A 23334-nucleotide genomic window follows, 5' to 3' on the forward strand; every position below is an offset into this window, starting at 1 on the left:
GCTTCTCACCTCCATTCCGTTTGCTTCACGCTGGCGGCTACCCCGCCTCCTTTTCCGGCTCGTCCGCGTACAGCTCGTCGATCGTGCAGCCGAGAAAGGCCGCAAGCTCGGGCATCACCTGACAGGGTGGATACACACCATCCTGCTCCCATCTGACGACCGTCGGCTGAGATACACCAAAGTGCGCCGCAAGCTCGATCTGCTTGATGCCGCGCTCTTCGCGGTATCGCTTGATGGTTTTCATGTTATTCACCCCTTTCCGTTCCATGTATTACCACCGCTATTGCGTTTATTGCATTAATTAAATCTTTCCTGCCAGAAATGTCCGCAGCAGCGGCATGGCTATTGAAGCAATTAGCGCAATGATCGAAATACCCAACGGAAAATATGGATGCTTGTACGGTGCATCCTCAATTTCGATGCGAATCTTCTCAAGGAATTTCTTCACCCTCTCACCTCTTTATATCAAGTTTACTTATATTTTGTGATTCATATTATATATCAGCTATCTTGATATGTCAATCTATTTTTTCAATTTTGCAAAATAAGTCTGTTTGTGTATCAATTTTTCTGATATTATGTAAATGGTGATAATATGAATCGCATTAAGGAACTCCGCAAGGAAAAAGAACTCAAACAAGTTGAGTTGAGCAAAATACTCGGTGTCAGTCAAGCAGCTCTTTCGGGATATGAAACCGGAAACTATCAGCCTGACAATGATATACTGATAAAATTGGCCGATTATTTTGATACGACTGTGGACTACATTCTCGGTAATACCGACATAAAAAAAGCGCCCTCCTACGAGGACGCGGGTTTGAGTTCAGACGAAGCTGAACTATTGGTTGATTTTAGGAAACTGACGGACGATCAGAAGGCATTCGTTCTTCAGGCCGTGAAAGCAGAAGCGATTCGCAGAGCTGGCGAGCAAAAGAAATAAGCGCCTCTTCATCCTTGCTGGAGCGTATCACTTCTAAAAGTTCTTTTTCGTATTTCATCGCTCACCCTCCAAAAATCGAACAAGTGTTTGTTTTTTAATAATACACCACATCTTGGGTTTTGGCAAGGGCAAATCAATATATTGCATATCATCAAAATATTGGTGTTCAATTTGGACACCTAAAGGGGTTGAAATCCTTGTGTACACTGATAGTTATTGTTATTGTTGCTCTTTTCATCTGGGGCATCGTCAAGGGTATCCGAGAACAACGCCAGTATGACGCAATTCCTATCCCAGACTTTCCGCAAACCAGTAAAGATGGCACAAAGCTGATGAGAACGATGGAGTTTACTCTGTCTGGCGTTAACCATGTTCACGATGGCTCTGACCCGCAAAAAGTGATTAACCGTAACATGAAAGGCCAATGGCTGACTTTGCAGGCTGACCCAAAGAATAAGTATGACGGAACAGCTGTCAAGGTTCTATATAATGGTCAATACATTGGCTGGCTTCCCGCCAGTAATATTTCTTTATCTGAACGCGATGTAAAAGACATGATTTTCAAGCGATTGACACACGGACTTGAAGTGTTGGCACGCTTTGAGCATACGACGTTCATCCAAGTAGGTGGCTGGGATCTGGACGAGAACGATCCAAAGCTGAGTGATTACGAGTTTACCAGTGCGGTAATCACCTGTGCTGTGTATGAATTACCAAACGGAAGATACCCAAAATAAAAAACGCCCGCCCCAGTGGTGACACACCGGAACGGGCAAAGATGGAGTGCTTCACACAATTCTCCAACAACATTATACAAGATTGGCTTATTTTGTCAATCCGTAGGGGGAATATCTTATGGATCAGGATTATCGTATGTTTACCGGTCCCGCTGAACTGCACAAAGCCATCAATACGCTGCGCGGCATTGTCGCAGGCATTGCCACCGACGCCACCGTGCAATCCGACGAAATCGCAGAGCTTGCGCATTGGTGCTCGCTACATGCGCCGCTGCGAGATAGACATCCCTTTTCCGAAATCATCCCCATTGTTGAAAATGCGTGCGCTGATGGTATGATTACTGATGAGGAAGCAAAAGACATTCTGTGGGTGTGCAGTAGTTTTGCTTCCAGCGGAAAATATTACGATGAGATCACCTCGTCGATCCAATTTCTTGCCGGCATGATCCACGGCATGATGGCTGACAATGAATTAGGTGATGCCGAAATCAAAGCATTGTATTCATGGATTAACGCCAATGACTTTCTGGCTGGTACATATCCCTTCGATGAAATCAACAGCCTGCTTTCTTCCATTATGGCTGACCATAAGATCACAGAGGAGGAACGCAATACACTGCTGGCTTTCCTAAGTACGATTATCGAGTTCAAAGATTCGCTGAACCTTACCGAACAGGAATATGTCAATCTGCGTGAGCAGTATTGCGTTGCCGGTATCTGTGCGTCCTGTCCCGAGATCACCTTCCAAGATAAATCATTCTGTTTTACCGGCGAGTTCAATCGCGGTCAACGAAAAGACCTTCTCGAAAAGGTAACCGAACTGGGCGGAAAGGCAAAAAAATCTGTTTCCAGCAAAACCGATTACCTTGTCGTCGGCAACTCCGGCAACCCGTGCTGGGCATATGCCTGCTATGGCCGGAAAATCGAAGAAGCGATGAACCTACGCAAGCAAGGCGCCCATGTTGTCATCGTAAACGAGAACGACTTCTGGGATGCCGTTGATGATGCCGAAGCCGGTATCCTTTAAAACCCCGCAGACCACAACCGAACACCGTTTTGTTGTGGTCTGCATTTTTACACCCGATTGTACCGAACAAATGTTCTGTTTTTATCCATTTTCCCGCCCCATATACTGAAAAAGGTGATTTCATGGCATATCTAATCTATTTGAGAAAATCGCGCGCGGACGCCGAAGCCGAAGCCCGCGGCGAGGGCGAAACCCTTGCCCGGCATCGTGCCGCGCTGCTCGCACTCGCGCGCCGCATGGGGCTGGAGATCGGCGGGATCTATGAGGAGATCGTCTCAGGCGAAACCATCGCCGCCCGGCCGCAGATGCAGCGGCTGCTGACCGAGGTCGAGGCCGGTCAGTGGGACGGCGTGCTGGTCATGGAAATCGAGCGTCTCGCCCGCGGCGACAGCATCGACCAAGGCATCGTCGCGCAGGCGTTCAAATACTCGGGCACACGCATCATCACCCCGGCCAAAACCTACGACCCCGCCAACGAATTCGACGAGGAATACTTCGAGTTCGGCCTGTTCATGTCGCGCCGCGAGTATAAGACCATCAAGCGCCGCATGATCGCGGGGCGCATCGCCTCGGTCAAAGAGGGCAAATACATGGGCAAGACTGACCCCTACGGCTATTTCCGTGTCAAGGTGCGGGATGGCAAAGGCTACACGCTTGAGCCAAACCCACCGCAGGCCGCAATCGTGCGCGAGATCTTCGACTTGCGCCTGCAAGGTGTCGGCTGCTATGTCATTGCCTGCCGTCTCAATGCACGCGGGGAATGCACTTCTGCCGGTGTCGCGTGGAGCGCCCAGTCGGTGCGCAACGTGCTGCGCAATTGCCTGTACGCGGGCTATGTGACATGGGGACGCAAGGCCGCGCAGCCTACCGTGCGCGACGGCGTGCTGACCAAGCCGCGCCGGTATGTGGATGACTACGTCAAGGCGCGCGGGCTGCATGAAGCGCTCGTCAGTGATGAGGATTTTGATACCGTGCAGCACCTGCTGGACAACACACCCGGCCTGCCGCTCAAGAAAAACCACGAACTCAAAAACCCGTTTGTCGGCCTGCTGTACTGTGCCAAGTGCGGCCATGTGATAACATACGGCGCACCGGCCGCTGCCCTGCCCTGCACCGGCCGGCTGGACTGCCGCTGGGCAGACTGCAATAATGTCAGCTCATTCTGCGCCGACGTGGAGGACGCGGTGCTGCACGCGCTGCGGCTATGGCTGGCCGAGTACGAGGTGGACATCGACCATCAGAATACAGTCGAACGCGAACTGGACGCACGCGCCGCGCAGGCGCACGAAGAGATCCGCGCGATCCACTCCGCCCAGCGTAAGCTGCGCGCACAGCTTGACCGCGCCGCCGAGCTGGTCGAGCAGGAGGTTTACACGCCGGAATATTTCGTTTCCCGCCGCCGCCAACTGGATAGCCAGCTCGCTGAGTTGGATCGCGCACTCGCCAAGGCCAGCGCCCGTGCGCTGACGATCGACCAAGAGCGCCGCGGCGCGCCTGCCATGCGGCCGCGTCTGGAGCATGTGATCGAAGCCTATCCCAACGCCGCGACCGCACGGGAACGAAACGACCTGCTGAAAAGCGTGGTCAGCCGCATCACATACGAAAAAAACGCCGCCGAGCGCAGTGCTGGCGACGCAACCATCTATATCCAGATTGAACGGCGGTTTGAATAGCAAACCTTGGCCGGTCAATCATATGTATCATAAAATAACTTATTCATAGGTCATAATAAGTACATCGTCCGCCGCCGCGCCGAGTGCGGCATAGTTATGCGACTCGTACAGCAGCCCCGGTTGGTCGGCCGAGGTCTTGGGTGCAAGCGCAACCATCACCGTCAGTCCGGACGGCTCCAGCCGCGCGCGCACCGCGCGGACAAAGTCGGCGTAGGCCGCCGCGTCCTCGGATGGAATATACTCAAAGTCAATGTCCACGCCCGCGAAGCCCTGCGCCGCAATGGTTTGCGCCAGATTCTCAATCAACGCGCCGCGTGCTACCGGGTCGCGCAGCAACTGCTGTGCCCGCTCACCCGAAAACTGACCGTCCTCACCGAGCGTTGTCAGCACCAGCAACGGCAGTACCCCGTATTGCCGCGCCATGCGCGTGAGCGTTTCCGCATTCTGCGGCAAAATACGGCCCAGACTGTCAAATCCATAGGAAAACACCGATAAGTACGTCAAATACGGCAGCGTTTTGCGCAAAATCCGCTGGTCGATATTGGGATACGCATAGCCGTTGACGGCAAATGTCCCCAGCTTTGCCCCATAGGAAACCACCAGCGTCTGCCCCGGCCAGATACGATCACCGCCACCCAGCTGCGGATTGTTTTGCAGCAGTGCCAGTACGGTTGTGTCGTGCTGCGCGGCGATGCCGGAAAGCGTCTCTCCTTGCCGAACGGTATGCACCTGCATCGGCTGCGGCACAACAATCGTCTGCCCGGGCGTTAATCGGTACGGCTCATGCAGCTCATTCTGCTGAATCAGCAGCTGCAGCGGCGCATGGTACATCTGGGCGATACGATACAGCGAATCCCCCGGCTGAACAACATGAATCACCATAGAAAAACCACCTTTCTCCCCAGTCTATGCCGCATACCATCTGTCCGTGACCATCCGCAGGCATACAAAAGCCGCCCGACGTACCAAACGCCGGGCGGCTTATCACACTGTTATTTGTCGTGCTCTTTGGGAGGCGTAGCGGTATGACAGCCGCAGCTGCCGCTGCAGCCTGCGCAGCCACCGCCGCAGCCGCTGCAGCCGCCCGTCTTGGACTGGCGTACCACCGACCGCGCGGCGAAAAATACCAGCAGCGCCACCAACAGACCTACGATCAAGGTTGACATCTGTTTCGCCTCCTTTGTATTCATTGTAAAACAGAATTTCTCTGCGGGCAAGCCCCAAATCAGCTGTTTGCCTGCACGCTCATGCGGCGCAGGTTGGCCGTGTCATCCGCAGCTGCCGGCTTGCGAAGCAGCAGATAAACCATCAGCGCAAGCACCAGAACCGCCGCCACCGTACCGGGGCCGAACGTCACCTCACCGGTAAGCAGGCCGCCGAACTGATAGACCATCAGCGCCACGCAGTACGCAAACACGCACATATAGCCAATGGCAAACACAGTCCACTTGGCGTTGTTCATCTCACGCTTGATAGCGCCCATCGCTGCAAAGCACGGTGCGCAAAGCAGGTTAAAGCACATAAACGAGAACGCGCTGACCGTGGTGAAGGAAGCCGCGAGCAGGCCCCAAATCTCCGCGCCGTCCTCGGCCACCTCGGCAAAGCCGTAAATCTGACCGAAGGTAGCGACTACGTTTTCCTTGGCAATCAGACCGGTGACCGACGCGACCGAGTTCTGCCATGTGCCCCAGCCGAGCGGCGCGAACAGCGGCGCAATCGCACTGCCGATGGCGGCAAGCGCACTGTTATTGATATCGGAAACCGCGCCAAACGCGCCGTTTTCCCAACCATATGTCTGCAAAAACCACAGTACGACCGTGCTGAGCAGAATGACCGTGCCGGCCTTCTTAATAAACGACCAGCCGCGCTCTCCCATCGAGCGGAGCACATTGCCCGCCGTCGGGGTGTGGTAGCTTGGCAGTTCCATGACAAACGGCGCCGGCTCACCCGCGAACATCTTAAACTTCTTGAGCATGATACCGGACAGGATAATCGCCATCACACCGATAAAATAGGCCGAGAAGGCCACCCAGCCCGCGTTATCGAAGATCGCGCCCGCAATCAGAGCGATTATCGGCAGTTTCGCGCTGCACGGAATGAAGGTCGTGGTCATAATGGTCATACGGCGGTCGCGCTCTTGCTCAATCGTGCGCGAGGCCATGATACCCGGCACGCCGCAGCCCGTGCCAATCAGCATCGGGATAAAGCTCTTGCCCGACAGGCCAAACTTTCGGAAAATACGGTCCATGATGAAGGCCACGCGCGCCATATAGCCGCAGTCCTCCAAAATGGCGAGGAACAGGAACAGCACCAGAATCTGCGGCACAAAGCCGAGCACCGCGCCGACACCGGCGACAATGCCGTCCATAATCAGGCTGTACAGCCAGTCCGCGATACCAAGGCCGCTCAGCGCACCGCCAATGAGCACCGGAATACCCGGTACCCAGATGCCATAATCCGCCGGGTCTGCCTCTTGCGCCGTCAGTGTTCCTTGAAATGCCGCAAAGTCCACCTGCTCGGTAGTGACTTTGCCGGTGTTCTCATCCTTAAATTCGGCGGTGCCGACGACATGCGCCGCATCGTCTGTGAGCGCTGCACCCGCCTGCTCAATAGCGGCGGTATCCGCCTCCTCGTCCGACAGCAGCGCAGTCAGTGTGGAAACATCCACCCCTTCACGCTCGGCCGCCCCGAGCCACGCATCCCGGCGGGTTACATCGTCCTGATACGCTGCGTCGGCTTCTGCATATGCGCCGCTGCCAATGCCAAACAGATGCCAGCCGTCGCCGAACACGCCGTCATTGGCCCAGTTGGTCAGCGCTGTGCCGACCGTGGTGACTGAAACATAATAGACAACAAACATCACCAGCGCGAAAATCGGCAGCGCCAGAATGCGGTTGGTCACAATACGGTCAATCTTGTCAGACGCTGTCATGCCGCTTTTCTTCTTTTTCACGCAGGACGTCACGACTTGAGTGATATACTGATAGCGTGCGTCCGTGATGATGGATTCCGCGTCGTCATCCAACGCATCCTCCACCGCGGTAATGATACTTTCCAGCTTTTCCACCGTGTCTTTGCCGAAGTGGAAACGAGCCAGCACCTTTTCGTCGCGCTCGAACAGCTTGACGGCGAACCAGCGGCGCTGATCCTCCTCGGTCACATCCGCGATGAGCGCTGCAATCTGGCCGATTGCCTGCTCAATGGTATCGGAGAACGCAGGTGCTGCGGGTTTCGCACCAGCGGCCACGGCACGTTTCGCCGTCTCGACCAGTTCCTTGGTGCCCTTTCCCTTGAGCGCGGTGGTTTCCACCACAGGCACGCCCAGTCCCGCGGACAGCTTTTCCGTATCAATCACATCGCCGCGCTTGGCGACAATATCCATCATATTGAGCGCCACAACCACCGGAATTCCCATTTCCAGCAGCTGCGTGGTCAGATACAGGTTGCGCTCGATATTGGCCGCGTCCACCAGATTGAGAATGGCGTCCGGCTTCTCACCCACCAGATAATCGCGGGTGATGACCTCCTCAAGCGTATATGGGGAAAGCGAGTAAATGCCCGGCAGGTCGGTGATGGAGACCTGCTTATCCGCCTTGTATCGGCCCTCTTTTTTTTCCACGGTGACGCCCGGCCAGTTGCCGACATATTGCGTCGAGCCGGTCAGGTCGTTGAACATCGTGGTCTTGCCGCAGTTCGGATTGCCGGCAAGCGCCAAACGAATCGACATGTTGTTGCCCCTTTCTCGAATTAGCCCTCGCTAACTTCTATGTAAAAAAACATTTATTCCACTAAAATTTTTTCCGCGTCCGCCTTGCGCAGCGAAAGCTCATAGCCGCGCACGGTCACTTCAATCGGGTCGCCCAGCGGCGCGACCTTGCGCACGAACACCTCCGCGCCGCGCGTGATACCCATATCCATGATGCGGCGACGGGTTGCGCCCTCACCCTCGACACGGCGCACGGTCACGGTTTTGCCGCAAGGTGTGTTTCTCAGATTGCCCATTGCTTTTCCCCCCTTACACCAGAATACGCGAGGCCATCTGCTGCGAGATTGCAACGCGCGTATCTTTCACTGACACAATAAGATTGCCCGCCAGCGAGGAAACGACCGAAATCGACGCTCCCTCGACAAAGCCGAGGTTTTGCAGGAACCGTCTGGTCTGGTCCTTTCCTCGTATCGCCTTAATGGTGGTCGCTACGCCGGTATCTACCAAAGTCAGCGGCATAATAACGATCCTCTCCTTCCTGATGCGTTTCATAGTTTCAAAGATGTGAGTTAGCATCTTCTAACCCTTATCTCATTTGCAGTTTACCACTGCTAACTCGAATTGTCAAGCGGCAGTTGGGAAGTTTGTCAAAACTAACCAATGCCCCGAAGTTAGCACGTGCTAATTTTTCCTTTTCCTCCAACAAGGAGGAAGCCTGCGGCCGTTGTTCCAGACAGCCGCAGGCTCATGTTACAGGATACCATACGGTATCCCCTTTGGGGTTTCCCCCGGGACAAGAAAGGATATTTGTATCATAACCGTCGCCGTCGCGGCGGGTATGACCGGAGTGATTTCGTTTGAAGCGTACAGCTTCAAACGAGAGGGATTTGCCGCGCAAGGCGCGGACGAATCCAACAATCAATGATTGCGCGCCGCAAGCGGCACACAACATTGATTCCTTGTATCAAAACGCACGCACATGTCGCGCGTTTTGATGATTTTCTGCAAAATTTGCAGAAAATCTATCGAATAGCGCGCGAGGCGCGCAGGATAGGGTCGGGCTTAATAGGCGGCAAAGCCTTTGCCGAACTCACGGCACTGCTCGAGCATGGCCTCGTCGGGTGTCTCATGCGCCATCAGGCCCTCGTCGGTATAGATGTTGGCATTGGCGTCGTTTGCGCGTTGTACCCAGTCGCGCATCCACTGGCCGTCGCCCCAGCCGTATGAGCCGAACAGCGCCATCTTATGACCGCCCAGCTTGCTTTCCAGCTCGGTGAAGAAAGGGTCAAATTCCGCCTCTTCCAGCACTTCCGCGCCCATTGCCGGGCAGCCAAGCGCCAGTTTATCGTACTTTGCAGCGTCGGCAGCATTCACCTCCGCTACATTCATCAAATCGCACTCCATTCCGCCCGCGCGGATGCCATCCGCAATGGCGTTTGCCATCTGCTCGGTGTTGCCGGTCTGGCTCCAGAAAATTACTGCTGCCTTGCTCATATGGTTCAAACCTCCTAAAGTAGATAATAATGATAAAAGATAAACGCTTTATGCCGCGGCAAACACTTCCAGCAGGGTTTCTCCCTGCTCAACACGCGTTTTCACCGCATGGCATACCCGCGATAAACGGTCAAACAAACGGGTTGCGGCCTCTGCGTCGCCGTAGACCTTCCAATAGCCGCACAACTTACAGCCGCGACCCTCGTTACGGATAAAGCCCATAACATCCTCGATTGGATACCCCAGAAACAGCCCGATTTCGTGCGGAAATCCCGGCTGCGCGGCGATACGGCGTCGCAGGCCATCCAGCAGCGTTTCCAGTGGCGCATCCACCGGATAGCCGAACTTTGTCAGCACCCGCTGCACCCGTGCATCCTTCATACGCTGTTCCAGCTGCTCCCTGTGATACACCAGCAGCAGAAAACGTCCGCGGCAGGCGCAAAGCACTTCAAACCGGATTCCGCGCGCTGCAAATGCCGTCTGATAGATATGTAGCTGCTGCGGCAGATCGGGATACTGCATACGGTCGAAGGAGACCAGACTTGCCGTCTTGATTCCGGCAAGTGTTGGCGAGCAATATGCCGCCAGCAGATAATCGAGCTGATGATCCATGTGCAAACGCTCCTCCTGTGTCCTCTGCTTTTCCCGACCGGTAAGCGCGGCCGCGGTTAGCCATACAGCCGCACCCATTTACCAGTCGTCTCTGTTCGGATGATGCGCAAAATGCAGAGGAAGCTTTGTATGTGATACCGGTGCCGTCCCGTTCCGCGAGGACGGTTTCGGTCGGTCTGCCTATCAGTAAGCCTCGGCTAACCTGTATATAAGTTAGCATATGCTAACCAACATGTCAAGCGTTTTTTTATAATTTTTTCTGCGCTGCTGCCAAATAAAAAAAGACTGCCGAAAAACCGTGTTTTTCAGCAGTCTTTTGCTGTCAATATCACGCGCCTGCGCGCGTGATTATTCGCTGAGCAGCATGCGGTCGCTTTCGATGTTGAACTTCTCAAGCAGCTCGCGCACGGTGAGGTTTTTCTTCTCCTCGCCGCGAATATCCACCACCACGCGGCCCGCGTCCATCATAATCAGGCGGTTGCCATACTGAATGGCGTTTTTCATATTGTGTGTGACCATGAGCGTAGTCAGATTGTCGCGCGCGACAATTTCCTCGGTCAGCTGCAGCACCTTGTCGGCCGTCTTGGGGTCAAGCGCGGCGGTATGCTCGTCGAGCAGCAGCAGATCGGGCTTCTGGAGCGTCGCCATCAGCAGCGTCAGCGCTTGCCGCTGACCACCGGATAGCAGGCCAACCTTGCTGGTCATGCGATCCTCCAGACCAAGGCCGAGCGTTGCGAGCTTTTCCCGGTAAATCTTGCGCTCCTCGTTGGTGATGCCATAGCTCAGGCCGCGCCGCTTGCCGCGGCGATAGGCGAGCGCCAAGTTTTCCTCAATGCCCATGGTCGCCGCCGTACCCATCATGGGGTCCTGAAACACGCGGCCGAGAAAGCGCGCGCGCTTATGCTCGGGCAGACCGGTCAAATTGAAGCCGTTGAGTCGAATCAGTCCGGCGTCCACCGGATACACACCCGCAATCAGGTTCAGCGTAGTGGACTTGCCCGCGCCGTTGCCCCCGATCACCGTGACAAAATCGCCGTTTTCCAGCGTCAGGTCGAGGCCGTCGATTGCGCGCTTTTCGTTGACTGTGCCCGCGTTGAACGTCTTATAAATGCCTTTCAGTTCAAGCATTGTCCTCGCCTCCCTTCGCTTGCGCGCCAGCCTTGGCAATTGCCTTGCCCGCGCCCTTGAAATACTTGCCCTTCCAGTATGGGATGGCAAGGAAGATCGCCACGACTGCCGCGGTAATCAATTTGAGATCGTTGGTGTCCAGACCGAGCGTAAGCACAAACTGGATCACAATGTAGTAAATCACCGCGCCCAGTGCGACCGACAGCAGCTTGAGCGCAAAATTGCGGAAAATCCGGCTGAACAGCACTTCGCCGATGATGACCGCCGCCAAACCGATAACGATGGCGCCGCGGCCCGCGTTAACGTCGGCAAAGCCCTGATACTGGCAATACAATGCGCTCGACAGCGCAACGATACCGTTGGAAAGCATCAGGCCCAGCACCTTGTTAAAGTTGACATTGATGCCCTGCGCGCGGCTCATATTCGGGTTTGCGCCGGTCGCGCGAATCGAGCAGCCGAGCGAGGTACCGAAAAACCAGTACAGCACCACTATGACGACGATGGTGAACACCACCGCGACAAAAATCGGATTTTCGAGCGTCACCTTTTTGACGTTGCGCAGCGATACCAGCAAGTCAAAATTGTCCGGGTTGATGGCCATGTTGGCCTTTTTGCCCATGATGCGCAAGTTGATAGAAAACAGCGCAAGCTGCGTCAAAATACCGGCGAGGATGGCCGGAATACCCATGAAGGTATGCAGCACACCGGTAATCAAGCCCGCGAGCATACCCGCAAGGAACGCGCACAGCAACGCCACCCAGACGTTGACGCCGTTGGTCATCAGCACGATGCACACCGCGCCGCCCGTGGCCATCGTACCGTCCACGGTCAAATCAGCCAAGTCGAGCACCTTAAAGGTAATGTACACACCGATTGCCATTAAGCCCCAAATCAGGCCTTGTGCCACCGCGCCGGGCAGCGCGGCCAGCAGGTTGGAGAAGAAATCCACTTTTCCATGCCCCCCAAAATGATATCATCTGATAAAGTGCGAAAGCACATACAGTAGTATAGCAAAAAAAAGCGGAAAAGGAAAGCCCTTTCCGCTTTTTTGTCTGTTCATTGTTTATTATGCTGCAATTGCGGTGTAGTCGTCCGGCACGGTGATGCCAAGCGCCTCACAGTTGGCGGCATTGTACATTTTGGTGAAGTTCGGCGCGGGCTGCACTTCCATCTCGCCCGGGTTGGTGCCGTTCACGAGGATGTCATACGCCATTTCGCCGGTAATCTGGCCCAGCTCATAGTAGTCGATCGACAGAGTCGCCACGCCGCAGCCCGAGCAGATACCCTGCTCACCTGCAACAACCGGAACCTTGGCCGGCAGAACAACGTTTGCAATCGCTTCCGTGCAGGAAGCGGCGGTGTTATCGGTCGGGATATAAATGACATCGCTGGAAGACGCAGCGTTCTGGGCAACCGAGGCAACATCGTTGGAATCGGTGAAAGCGTACTCTGTGCAGGTGTAGCCCATGCCTTCCAGAATCGGCTTGATGGTGTTGATCTGGTAAGCGGAGTTCGGCTCAGCCGAGCAGTACAGCAGGCCCACATTCTTCGCATCCGGGAACAGTTCCTGCAGCATCTCCGCCTGACCGTCAAGCGGCGCAAGGTCGGTCGTGCCCGAAATGTTGGTGCCGGTCTTACCGGTCCAGTCGGTCACACCCAGCGCGGTGCCGTAGTCCGAAATCGAGGTGCCGAGCACCGGGATATCCGCTGTTGCAGCCTGAGCCGCCTGCAACGCGGCAGTGGCGTTCGCCATAATCAGGTCCACACCGGAAGAAACAAAGCCGTTGACAATGGTCGCGCAGTTGGCCGAGTCGCCGGAAGCGTTCTGCGGGTCAAACTCGACCGAGCCGCCGTCCGCCTCAACCAGCTCTTTCAGCTTATCCTGAAAACCCTGCGTCGCGGCGTCGAGCGCTTCGTGCTGCATCAGCTGCACAATGCCAACCTTGTAGCTGCCGGCAGAACCGCCTTCGGCCGTATCGTTCGTATCCGTGTTTGCGGTATCGTTGTTCGTGCCGCCGCAGGCGGTCATGGTCAGGGCCATTGCGCCAGCCATCAATGCGGCGAGTAATCTCTTCTTCATGTAAAAACCCCTTTTCTGCGTAAAATGCGTGTAAGGAAAGGTGAAACCCTTTCCGCTTTTACAGTTTAGCAGTTAAAAGAGTTTTCGTCAAGTCCATTGCTCACTTTTTTCGCAAAAGCCCTTCTTTGCCGTCAAAACAAACAAGAAGCGTATTTTTAATTGTTAATAAATTGTTAGCATTGACCAGAAGCAGTTGACCAATCCAAACCGGCATCGTAAAATAAAGACAGAACCCACAAGGAGGACATACGATGAACATCTCTTTTTTCCTCAAGCCCAAGGCAGAGGTTTCATACTTATCCGCGGACTGTTCTGTGCGGCAGGCACTCGACAATATCATGCAAAGCGGCTTTACTGCCATCCCGGTTGTTGACCCCAAAGGGCGCTACATCGGTACCATTACCGAGGGCGATTTTTTGCGTCTGGTGCTGAGCCACACATCCGAGCAGCTTGACCATATGACCGTCGGAGAGGTGCCACGGCGCATCCGGCACCAATCGGTGGGCATTGACGCGCGCATGGAAAACATGATAGACTTGGTATCCGCACAGAATTTTGTACCCATAACCGATGGGCGCGGTATGTTTTGTGGCATTATTACGCGGCGGGATGTCATCCAATTCCTGCGGGACTCCTGCAACAAGAGCGAAGCTGCCGCATTGAAATAGCAAAAGCCGTCCGGCATGTGCCGGACGGCTTATTTATGCGAAAAACTTTACTTGAGCTGTACGCGCTCACGCACCGTGCCGTTGACCGACAGGGCAATCGTCTGCGTGGTATAACCCGAGCAGGCAACCTGCGCCATATAGCTGCCGCGCTTGAGGCTGAACGAAGCCGTACCATCCGCACCGGTGGTAATGTTCTGTCCGCCGATGGTGACCACCGCACCGGAGAGCGGCGCACCATACTCATTGGTCACCACAATCTGTACGGTTTCCAGAATTTCACCTATGAGCCTGACCGAACGGGCGTTGGAAACGGTTGTAGTCGCGGAAACCGACTGCGTAAAGCGCTCGTGCGTTGCAGTAACCTTATAGGTACCGCTCTTGACATAAACCGTCGCACTGCCGTATTCATTGGTCGAAGCGCTCTGTGCCGCGCTGCCCGACGCATTGTCTTCCGGTGCAAATGTAACGGTCGCACCCTCAATCGGCAGACCAAGGTCATCCACTACCATCGCTGTCAAGGCAAAGGTTGTCACATAGTTGACCCGCAGCGTGGGATTCTGTCCGTTGGACATCACAAATGTCAAATTGACATACGCCGGCTTGTTCGCACCCAAGTCCGCTATTGCGGATTTGCTGATGATAACCTGATTGCCGTTAAGCTTATACTGCCAATTCTCTTCCAGTGTTTTTCCGTTTGCCGTAATTTTCTCCAGCTTTGCGCCATCGGCCGTGCTGAGCGTTACGGTCAAATCCTGATATCCTTCCGAATTGACATTGGAATCAAAATCCAGTTCCGCAGGGGAGATGCCGTTGACCGGCGCGGTATCCACAACCTTCAGCGTGCAGGAGAACGTCGTACCCTTGTTGGGCACAAAGGTGATGGTATATGTTCCCAGACTCTTTTTATCCAGCGCCTCGCGCAGGAAAGTGGTGACACCGGTGGAGGCGTCATAGAGATAATCCACACCGCGCCCCAGCACCGTGCTGCCAAGCTTAATCGAATCCAGCAGCGTGCCTGCGGGCAGAACGACCGTTGCAGTTACATTGGAATAATTGGGGGACTCTTTATACTTATCAAATGTAATCTGGGACGGGCTGACCGCGCTGAGCGCGGAATCGCCGACCAGAATCCCCAGCGAAGCCTTGGAATTATCCGCGAACAACAGCTCGGCGGTATGTACCCCGGGGCTGAGCGTTGTCAGATAGGTCTTATAAACCCGGATGCCGTTTTTATCGGTCAACACATTATAATCCGTGCCCAGCACCAGTGTCCGACCGTCCACAGACATGCGAATCAAATCGTTCTTGTCCGCATTAAAGGTAAAATCATAGGAATGTGCAATCGCATTCTGGTTGTTGATGTCAATTGACAGGGAGGACGGGGAGATGGAGACGCCCGTCGACGAGGAAACCGACTGGCCGGCAATGACTGCGGTCACGCCGCCGCCCAGCGAATAAGTATCGGGCTGCATGATCAACTCACAGCCGGACACCGTGATCACCGCGGACTGAATCGAGCCGCCGCCGGTCACGCTTGTTTCGCCATTTGCAGTCAGCTCACCAATCGACGTGCTGCCCGTGGTCAGAATCGAGGTCTTACCGGAAGTGGTCAAATCCCACACCGCCGCGTCCAGCGTCAGCGACAGATTGCTTCCCGTGACTACAAGGTCGGCAAACCCGCCGCCCGATGCCGCAAGATTGGATTCGGTCAGCGCCGCAGAGGTCTGCACATCGGTCTCACCAATGTTGCTGTTGCCCGTACAGGTCACCTGCGGCGTCAAGGGGAGCGCGTTGGACACGGTCATATGCAGCGCGGAGGTGCCGTCGAGCGTAACGTCGCCGCTGCTGACGATAATATCGCCCTTAACCGTGACATTGGTCAGCGTGACGCTGCCGGAAAGCACGCCCTCCGTGATGAACAGATTGCCTTCAATCGTGGCGTCGGACAGCGAGCAGGGCGCGGAGATAGTCACATTCTTGGTATCGGTGTTCAGATCCTCTCCGGTATAGGAATTGCCCGAGGTATTGAGCGAAGAGCCGAGGAAATAATACAGAATCTTGGCAATTTCGCCGCGGGTGATATTGCCCTGCGGCTTGAAGGTGCCATCAGTGTACCCGTTGATATAGCCCAGCGCAACCGCCTCAGCCACATAGGACTTGCTGTAATTGCTCAGCTTATCCTTATCCGAAAAGCTGTTGAGATTGGACAGGTCCGTGCCCGGCGTATACTTATGCAGACGACCGAGAATGGTTGCCGCCTGCTCACGCGTCAGCGTGCCCTCCGGGTCCATCTTATCGTCGCTGACGCCGTTGATATAGCCGTACTCGACCGCAATCTGCACCGTTTCATAATAGATAGCGCTACTGCTGACGTCAGAAAAATTGATCGTGGCCTTTTCCGTAAAGCCGAAGGCGCGATTGATATAGCGCATGAATTCCCAGCGCCGAATCGCCTGATCGGGCGTATATTCGCCTTCCGAGGAGGGGTTTATCACCCCAAGCTTATTCAGCTCCAGCAGGTATGGTTTTGCCCAGTGGTTTTCGATGTCGGAAGCAGCAAACGCCGCCGGCAGCGTGCACAAAAGCAGGGCAACCGCCAGCACGGCGGATAAAAATCTTTTCACAGCTATCACCTCTTTGGTTTCATTATTCCTATTTTACCATCATTTTCGTCATTTGTGTACTGTTATTTTACGGGAAACAGCCAGATTTGTCATCATCCGACGCAGCTGTGCCTTCCGCCACCATCTGACAGGCGCCCCTCATACCGGCAAATCAAAGGACCGCAATCCCCGTTTGGCGGGGTTTCGTGTCTGAAAAAACCGCTCAAATCATGGTCAAAAGCTTGGCAAACTCCGCGCGGGTAAAGCCGCGCTCCGGCCGGAAGTTGCCGTCGGTATACCCGCTTACAAGCCCTTTCTGCATGCACAGCACAACGGCGGCACGGCGCTCCTCCGGTATCGACGCAGCGTCCTCAAACGCGGCAAGCGTCTCTTCCACCGTCTGCTCGTCCGGCAGCGTATCGCCCCGCTGCACCAGCACATTGGCAAACAGCTGCGCCGCATCCGCGCGCGTCATCATGCTGTTTGGCTCAAAATCCGCCTCCAGCCCATCCAGCATGCCTGCGGACCAGACCGCGCTGACCTCTTCGGCATACCATGCCGTTTCGTCTATTCCATCCATGCTTTCGCCGCCTGTTTGCAGCGACAGCCTGCGCGCAATCGTGGCGCAGACCTCCGCCTGCGTGATTTGCTCGTCCGGACGGAATTTGCCGTCCGCTCCCTGCATCAGGCTGTCTTCGACGACCTTGCGAATATACTCCGCCGCCCAATGCTTATCGCTTACATCGGAAAAGCCCGCCACAGTGGTTGTCGGCTTGACCAGCGGCGTATTGAGCGCCAGATAGCACGCACTCTCGGTATCCACTGCGTCGCCCAGCTCCGCAAAGGTCAGCAGATAGCTTTCCGTGTAGGCGCGGCGCGTTTCGCTTGCGTATTCATTATAGTAATACGTCACGCCCTCTGCACTCATGCGCGGGAAGCTGTACAGATAAATCTCATGCTCCTCTGGCAGCATCTGCCGGACGCTGTCCAGAGAACCGCTGACCAACAAATCGCTGATTTGGTACTGTTCCCCCGTGTTCAAATCAAAGGCCAGACTGTCGTTCCATACCGATGCGCCCGCGCCCTGACCGCTGATGCAGTTCGCCCAAACAACCAGCACCGATCCTTCGACTGAGGCGCCGTAGCTGCCCTCAAGCGCTTCGTACTCCGCGGTAATCGGAGGACCCTTGAGGAAAAACGCGCGAATCGCATCGTTGATGGTTTTCTGCACCTTTGTGTCGGAAAGGCCGCTCAGCTCCGGAAAGTCCACGTTCCATCCATGCTCGGTTCCATCTGCCCGATAACCCATAAATTTTTCGTAATGCACGGTCTTTGCCGTCAGGCCGCCGCCCAGTTCAAAGGATTTGGGCTGCTCCAGCAGCGTATTTCCGGTGGACAGATTGATATATTTGAGCGTGCCATCCTGTGTTACACGCACAACATTTTCGCTCAAAAACGTCGGATTTTCAGCGTTTTCCAGACTGGTAAGATAGCCGCCGTTCTTTTTAAAGAAAATCAGGCTTCCATCCGCCTGACCGTGCCAGGACATGCCGTAGCGCAGCTGGCTGAAGCCGCCGACGTAACTGTTCACGCGATACGCCACGTTTCCGTCGGCGTCCACGGCGGCAGCGGATCCGTTCGCGCCACGGGCAGCATACAGTCCCTCTCCCATATAGGACAGATAATAATAGGTCGGTTCGGTCAGCAGCTTGCCGGATGTATTGATCATGCCCCATCGGTTGCCTTCGCGGACCATTGCCACGCCGTCATCAAATTCGCTGATTTCGCTGTACTTGAACACCGTCAAATAATCGCTCTGAGAAAGCGAGTACAGCGCCTTGGCCATGCCGTTGGACAGGACGATGGTATCCTCACCGAAGATGGTCATATAGCGCGGCTCGATGCCGCTTTCCAGCGTGTACAGCGTCTGCCCCTCGGTGTCAATGGCAAGATACTGCCCGTCCGTTGTGCAAACCAACGCACGTCCGCCCGAAAAAACACCCGCGTCCTTATATTCGCCCGCAAAAGCGGCGCTGCCGTCCTGCGTGACATAGGTATACAGGTCGGACGCCGGGCTTTTGCACAACAGCAGACCGTCCTGAAAAAATCCTACCGCTCCCGCATACGAGCCGATTTTTTCTCCCTCCAGCGTATAGTACACGCTGTGGTCGGCATAGCGATAGGCGATGGCGTTGTCCGAAAACTCGACCGATACCGGCGCGTCGGTATACTCCACAACTACGCGGCCCTCGCGGTCGATCACCGCGGTCCGCCACTTGTCATCCTCGACCGCCGCCAAACCGCACGCGGCAAATTCCCCGGCCTGCGCATAGGAAAACGAGAGCACGGTACGCCCTTCTTCATCCAGATACCCGTATCGGGTCACACCGTCGATATCCGTGCGCTGTGCCGGAAAGATCGACCCGGCTGCCGAAGCACCTATTATCATGAGAAACGCCACAAACAGGGCGGAAATGGTTTTCTTGAGCATAAAATTTTTCCATCCTTGGGTGATTGATATATAAATTATAGCCTTTTCCTGCATGCCGCTCAATAGCAGGCGAAAAAGTGTAACATTTGTGACACAAGCGCGCGTTATATTACATTTTGATTGCAATGCCGTCCGCTCCGACGCGCGTACAAAAAAACCGTCCCCTGACAAAAGGGGACGGTCAATTTTATATCTTTTTCCGGATAAATGTGTGCACCGTCATTCCTGCGCATCCGGCGCATGCTCCTGTCCGGATGTGTTGTCCGCATTTTCCGCGTTCTGCGGCTTATGGCGGCGGCGTCCTCCGCGGCGACGGCGACGGCGCGGCGCGCCCTCTGCGCAAGGCGCCTCTTCGGCGGGCTGCCCATCCTGCGCCTCATCCGGCAAATCCTCAACGGCAGGCTGCTGCTTTTGCTGCTTGGCGGCCTCCTGCTCCATACGGCGGCGCTCCTCCGCCATGGCGGCGGCGTTCTGTCGGTTGCGGCACGCGCCTTTGACCACACAGCAATCCGTGCACCGGAACTCGGTCAGCGAATGATCCGGGCTATCGTCGAGCTGCACCTTGCAGGTGCCGCGCAGCATCTGCGTTGTGATAACCTTGCCGCGTCCTTCGGGCGTATCGACCACGCTGCCCTGCTTGGGCGTGACCTTTTGCAGCTCGGCATAAGCCTCATGCTCGTATTTCAGGCAGCACATCAAACGGCCGCACACCCCCGAAATCTTTGCCGGATTGAGCGACAGGTTCTGATCCTTTGCCATGTTGATCGAAACGGGGTGGAAATCCTCCAGATACGAGCAGCAGCACAGCTCGCGTCCGCAGGTACCCAAACCGCCGATCATCTTCGCCTCATCGCGCACACCGATTTGCCGCAGCTCGATGCGCGTGCGGAATATGCTGGCCAGATCCTTGACCAGCTCCCGGAAATCCACGCGGCCGTCCGCCGTGAAATAAAACAGCATTTTATTCATATCGAACGTACATTCCGCCGTGACAAGATTCATCTCCAGCCCGCGCTCTTCGATTTTGTTCTTGCAGATGACAAACGCCTCGTCCGCGCGCTTTTTATTGCGCGCAAGCGTCTTTTTATCCTCGTCGGTCGCCACGCGCACCATGCGCTTGAGCGGCTGGACGACCGTCTGGTCGGGCACCTCCGTGTTGCCCTGCACGCACTGACCGTATTCCAGTCCGCGCGTGGTTTCCACAATGACATCCTCGCCCGCGGACACCGGTATGTCCTGCGGGTCAAAATAATACACTTTTCCGCCCGCTTTGAAACGGACTCCAATAATCGTTGTCAAAAACTGATCCTCCTATATCATAAGAAGCAGATGCGGTACGCATCGCTTGTCAGCGCGTTTGTTACCGCCGCCGCCGCTGCATTGCGGGAAACGCGGTCGGTCAGCACGCTCAGAAAATCGTATAGCGCCAGCAGCCGTGCCGCGCTCACCGCGCCAGCCAGCGCCTGCGTCTGTGCGCGCAGTTCCGCCGCGACTGGCGGCTGCGGCAACCCTTTTCCGACAAAAATCGCGTCACGCAGCGCGCCTTGCAGCTTGCCGATGACACCCAGCAGCGCGCGGCGCGGCGTTTTTTCCAGTGCAAGCGCCGCCAGCATCATGCGATCCTCACGTCTTGCGGCCAGCGCCTCCAGATAGGGCGCAAGGAGTGCGGCGGCTTCGCCGTCCCCGCCCGTTTCCTCCTGCGGGATAAGTGAAAACTTGGTGCAGCGCGAGCGCACGGTCTGCAAAAGCGTGTCCGGCTGCTCCGCGGTCAGCACAAAAAAAGCATAGGCCGGCGGCTCTTCAAGCTCCTTGAGCAGCGCGTTCTGCGCCATAGGGTTTAAATTCTGCGCGTGCCGAATGATGGTCACGCGGCGCGCGCCGTCGTTCGGAATGATGGCGTCTTCCGCCTTCAGGCGGCGCGCAAGATCGACTTTCAGTTCGTTTTCTCCCTCGTCAATGACGGTCATGTCAGGATGCACGCCCTCGCTGACCTTGCGGCAGGACAGACACGTCCCGCACGGCCGCGGCCCCGCGCTTTCGCACAGGATACCCGCGGCCAGTACGTCCGACCATGCCGCCAGCGCGGCGGAATCGTCCCCCGAGAGCAGCACAGCCTGTGGAAAACGGTCCGCCAGCGCGTTTTTCAGCGCACTTTTCAGCGCCGCGTTGCCCGGCAGCGTGTCAAATGAAATCACAGCTTTTCAAAGCGCTCGACGTTCAAAACGAACACGGTCGCGCCGCCAACCTCGACCTGCACAGGCGTGGACGGGAAAAAGCCCATTCCCAGCTCGGCGGTGGTGGGGATAATCTGCTTGCGCGAGGAGGAGTGCTCACGAATGATGTCGAAGCATTCGTCCAGCTTGGATTCATCCAGACCGATCAGAATGGTAACATTGCCGGCCTTGAGAAAGCCGCCGGTGGTCGCCAGCTTGGTGATCTGGAAGCCGGCCTTCATCAGATTATTGATTACATCCTGAGCATCATCATAATTGATGATCGCAAGTACCATTTTCATAGAAAAAATCCTCCTTTGAGGTAAATCAGCCGATCACAACCGTAATCTCGCCGATTTCATTGTACCATCTTTCGCGGATAAGTTCAATGTGCGCGCGGGTAATTTTCTCCCCGGGCCACAGCAGCGGCACACCGGGCGGATAGGGCGTGACCGGACGGGCGCACACCAGTCCCTCAGCGGCGGCAAGTTCGACGCGTCCGGTCTTGGCAAACCATGCGTCCCGCACGGACATCACCCGCTCGGCGGGCGGGAAGGGCGCGACAGGGGAGGGCAGCAGCGCTTCATGGCGGCGCTGCGAAATACGGCGCAGGCCGCGCCGCAGCCGATGCAACGCCGTACCCGAATCCGCGCAGGTCAGGATACACACCACGTTGCGTGCGTCCGCCATCTCACAGGCCACGCCGTACTCGCTCCACAGCATATCGGCCAGCTGATGACCGGTCACATCCGTGCCCGCGGTACACACGGTCAGGCGGCAGGGGTCGAGCGCGGGATAGTCCTCCATGGTCAGTGCAGTAAAGCCCGTGCGCCGCAGCACATACTCGCGCAGCTCGCCGCAGGTTTCAGCGGCGCGGCGATAGGCAGCGCGGCCCGGTCCTTCGGTGTAGGCGCGGGCAAGGTCGATAGATGCCATGATGGGGTAGGAGGGGCTGGATGTGCCGAACAGCGCGGTATTTTCGCGCAGCGCACGCTTATCCACGCCCGAGCCGCTCAAAACCACCGCGCCCTGTCCCAGACAGGGGAGCGTCTTGTGGATGGACAGCACCGCCATGTCCGCGCCCTCGGCGACCGGAGTCGGCAGACCGACGGCAGGGAAGTGCGCACCGTGCGCCGCGTCCACCAGCAGCATTTTTCCGTAGGCGCGGCACAGGTCGACAAACGCCGGAATCGCGCGGCACACGCCGTAATAGGTGGGGGAGGTGAGGAGGACGGCGCAAATCTCGGGATGGGCAATCAGCTGCTGCTCCGCGTCCGCGGGCGCGAGCGCGCCCGAAATGCCAAACGGCTCCAGAACCGGCGCGGAGATAAAATAGGGCGTGATGTCCAGCAGCGCGCAGGCGTGACAGACCGATTTGTGACATTCGCGGTCGAGCAGCACCGCGCCGCCGCGCCCGACTGCGGTCGCCAGCACGGACAGGATGCCCTGCGTCGAGCCACCGGTCAGGAAAAAGCAGTCGGACGCGCCGAAATACCGCGCCGCGGCGACCTCCGCGTCACGAATCGGGCCGTCGCCCAGATACAGATTGCCTGTTCCGTAGGTTTCGGTAAAGTCGATGGCGAATATCTCGGCATAGCTGTTGAACAGCGGCTCACCCTTGTGTCCGGGCATATGAAAGCGCGCGGAATCGCCGGTCGCGAGCAATTGCAGCGCGTGAAACAGCGGCGCATTGGTAAACGGCAGCAGACGGTTTATCTGCCGATGCGTAAGCTGCTTATGTGGATGCGGCTGCTTGCGCCGAAACATAGCCGTCCTCTCCTTTCGCATCGCATGTTTTTGCACAGCCCTGTGTAAAAACACGCGAACTGCCTTTCTTGGTTCAGCCCTATTATATCATATCCGTGCAAACGCTTGCAATCGGATGCCGTTTGCGGGAATACTGCAGCATCTGTCCATAATGTGTAGACATTCGTCTTTTTACGACGGAATTTTGGTTTAATT

The 23334-nt window shown here is 56.1% G+C and carries 23 protein-coding genes; 5 read left to right on the plus strand and 18 right to left on the minus strand.

All coding sequences use genetic code 11. The annotated features are described in order from the left end of the window. Nucleotides 1-37: 37 nt before the first annotated feature. Both ACTQ3V_RS00290 and ACTQ3V_RS00295 read right to left on the minus strand, forming a co-directional pair. Nucleotides 38-244 (minus strand): helix-turn-helix domain-containing protein, encoded by a 207-nt coding sequence (locus ACTQ3V_RS00290; protein ID WP_441465760.1) that lies wholly within the window; start codon nt 242-244, stop codon nt 38-40. Nucleotides 245-301: 57 nt separating this feature from the next. After that, the gene (locus ACTQ3V_RS00295) at nt 302-448 is read right to left on the minus strand and encodes a hypothetical protein (protein ID WP_441465761.1); all 147 of its coding nucleotides are present in this window, start codon (nt 446-448) and stop codon (nt 302-304) included. Between the two features lie 147 nt (nt 449-595). Between ACTQ3V_RS00295 and ACTQ3V_RS00300 the strand changes: the two genes are divergently transcribed. The 4 genes from ACTQ3V_RS00300 to ACTQ3V_RS00315 all read left to right on the plus strand — a co-directional run bounded on the left by ACTQ3V_RS00300 (nt 596) and on the right by ACTQ3V_RS00315 (nt 4377). Then, nucleotides 596-940, plus strand: coding sequence for a helix-turn-helix transcriptional regulator (locus ACTQ3V_RS00300; RefSeq protein WP_441465762.1), 345 nt, complete (start codon nt 596-598; stop codon nt 938-940). 197 nt (nt 941-1137) lie between these two features. Beyond that, nucleotides 1138-1677: a hypothetical protein gene (locus ACTQ3V_RS00305; protein ID WP_441465763.1), complete on the plus strand. Its 540-nt coding sequence runs from the start codon at nt 1138-1140 to the stop codon at nt 1675-1677. Between the two features lie 118 nt (nt 1678-1795). Further along, nucleotides 1796-2704 (plus strand): BRCT domain-containing protein, encoded by a 909-nt coding sequence (locus tag ACTQ3V_RS00310; RefSeq protein WP_441465764.1) that lies wholly within the window; start codon nt 1796-1798, stop codon nt 2702-2704. A gap of 122 nt (nt 2705-2826) precedes the next feature. Beyond that, the gene (locus ACTQ3V_RS00315) at nt 2827-4377 is read left to right on the plus strand and encodes a recombinase family protein (protein ID WP_441465765.1); all 1551 of its coding nucleotides are present in this window, start codon (nt 2827-2829) and stop codon (nt 4375-4377) included. Between the two features lie 39 nt (nt 4378-4416). Here ACTQ3V_RS00315 and ACTQ3V_RS00320 read toward each other — a convergent pair whose 3' ends face one another. The 10 genes from ACTQ3V_RS00320 to ACTQ3V_RS00365 all read right to left on the minus strand — a co-directional run bounded on the left by ACTQ3V_RS00320 (nt 4417) and on the right by ACTQ3V_RS00365 (nt 13397). After that, a complete protein-coding gene (locus ACTQ3V_RS00320) occupies nt 4417-5259 on the minus strand; it encodes a LysM peptidoglycan-binding domain-containing protein (protein ID WP_441465766.1) in 843 nt (280 codons plus the stop codon). A 110-nt stretch (nt 5260-5369) separates the two neighbouring features. Then, the gene (locus tag ACTQ3V_RS00325; protein WP_441465767.1) at nt 5370-5543 is read right to left on the minus strand and encodes a FeoB-associated Cys-rich membrane protein; all 174 of its coding nucleotides are present in this window, start codon (nt 5541-5543) and stop codon (nt 5370-5372) included. Nucleotides 5544-5602: 59 nt separating this feature from the next. Further along, nucleotides 5603-8104 carry a ferrous iron transport protein B gene (gene feoB, locus ACTQ3V_RS00330; protein WP_441465768.1) on the minus strand — a complete coding sequence of 834 codons (2502 nt, stop codon included), beginning with the start codon at nt 8102-8104 and terminating at the stop codon, nt 5603-5605. A 53-nt stretch (nt 8105-8157) separates the two neighbouring features. Continuing rightward, a complete protein-coding gene (locus ACTQ3V_RS00335) occupies nt 8158-8379 on the minus strand; it encodes a FeoA family protein (RefSeq protein ID WP_302666586.1) in 222 nt (73 codons plus the stop codon). Between the two features lie 13 nt (nt 8380-8392). Then, nucleotides 8393-8602, minus strand: coding sequence for a FeoA family protein (locus ACTQ3V_RS00340; protein WP_441465769.1), 210 nt, complete (start codon nt 8600-8602; stop codon nt 8393-8395). A gap of 543 nt (nt 8603-9145) precedes the next feature. Beyond that, the gene (locus ACTQ3V_RS00345) at nt 9146-9577 is read right to left on the minus strand and encodes a flavodoxin (RefSeq protein WP_441465770.1); all 432 of its coding nucleotides are present in this window, start codon (nt 9575-9577) and stop codon (nt 9146-9148) included. A gap of 48 nt (nt 9578-9625) precedes the next feature. Beyond that, nucleotides 9626-10189, minus strand: coding sequence for a DUF3793 family protein (locus ACTQ3V_RS00350; protein WP_441465771.1), 564 nt, complete (start codon nt 10187-10189; stop codon nt 9626-9628). Between the two features lie 348 nt (nt 10190-10537). Further along, a complete protein-coding gene (locus ACTQ3V_RS00355; RefSeq protein ID WP_441465772.1) occupies nt 10538-11317 on the minus strand; it encodes an ABC transporter ATP-binding protein in 780 nt (259 codons plus the stop codon). Continuing rightward, nucleotides 11310-12266 carry an ABC transporter permease gene (locus tag ACTQ3V_RS00360; protein WP_441465773.1) on the minus strand — a complete coding sequence of 319 codons (957 nt, stop codon included), beginning with the start codon at nt 12264-12266 and terminating at the stop codon, nt 11310-11312. The genes ACTQ3V_RS00355 and ACTQ3V_RS00360 overlap by 8 nt, the downstream gene beginning before the upstream one ends. 117 nt (nt 12267-12383) lie before the next feature. Further along, entirely contained in the window at nt 12384-13397 is a 1014-nt protein-coding gene (locus ACTQ3V_RS00365; RefSeq protein WP_441465774.1) for an ABC transporter substrate-binding protein, read from the minus strand. Nucleotides 13398-13648: 251 nt separating this feature from the next. Between ACTQ3V_RS00365 and ACTQ3V_RS00370 the strand changes: the two genes are divergently transcribed. Then, the gene (locus ACTQ3V_RS00370; RefSeq protein ID WP_441465775.1) at nt 13649-14065 is read left to right on the plus strand and encodes a CBS domain-containing protein; all 417 of its coding nucleotides are present in this window, start codon (nt 13649-13651) and stop codon (nt 14063-14065) included. A gap of 47 nt (nt 14066-14112) precedes the next feature. On the opposite strand, the gene ACTQ3V_RS00375 is transcribed toward ACTQ3V_RS00370, so the two are convergent. The 6 genes from ACTQ3V_RS00375 to ACTQ3V_RS00400 form a co-directional block, all read right to left on the minus strand. Beyond that, nucleotides 14113-16689, minus strand: a complete 2577-nt coding sequence (locus tag ACTQ3V_RS00375) for an S-layer homology domain-containing protein (RefSeq protein ID WP_441465776.1) — start codon at nt 16687-16689, stop codon at nt 14113-14115. 202 nt (nt 16690-16891) lie between these two features. Further along, entirely contained in the window at nt 16892-19159 is a 2268-nt protein-coding gene (locus ACTQ3V_RS00380) for an S-layer homology domain-containing protein (RefSeq protein ID WP_441465777.1), read from the minus strand. Between the two features lie 219 nt (nt 19160-19378). Then, nucleotides 19379-20458, minus strand: a complete 1080-nt coding sequence (locus tag ACTQ3V_RS00385) for a PSP1 domain-containing protein (protein ID WP_502918982.1) — start codon at nt 20456-20458, stop codon at nt 19379-19381. 17 nt (nt 20459-20475) lie between these two features. Then, nucleotides 20476-21354 (minus strand): DNA polymerase III delta subunit-related protein, encoded by an 879-nt coding sequence (locus ACTQ3V_RS00390; RefSeq protein ID WP_441465778.1) that lies wholly within the window; start codon nt 21352-21354, stop codon nt 20476-20478. Beyond that, entirely contained in the window at nt 21351-21674 is a 324-nt protein-coding gene (locus tag ACTQ3V_RS00395) for a cyclic-di-AMP receptor (RefSeq protein ID WP_125115491.1), read from the minus strand. The genes ACTQ3V_RS00390 and ACTQ3V_RS00395 overlap by 4 nt, the downstream gene beginning before the upstream one ends. Nucleotides 21675-21699: 25 nt before the next feature. After that, entirely contained in the window at nt 21700-23139 is a 1440-nt protein-coding gene (locus ACTQ3V_RS00400; RefSeq protein ID WP_441465779.1) for an aminotransferase class I/II-fold pyridoxal phosphate-dependent enzyme, read from the minus strand. Nucleotides 23140-23334 lie beyond the last annotated feature (195 nt).

It is taken from the genome of Candidatus Agathobaculum pullicola (assembly GCF_052117205.1).
Lineage (GTDB): Bacteria > Bacillota > Clostridia > Oscillospirales > Butyricicoccaceae > Agathobaculum > Agathobaculum pullicola.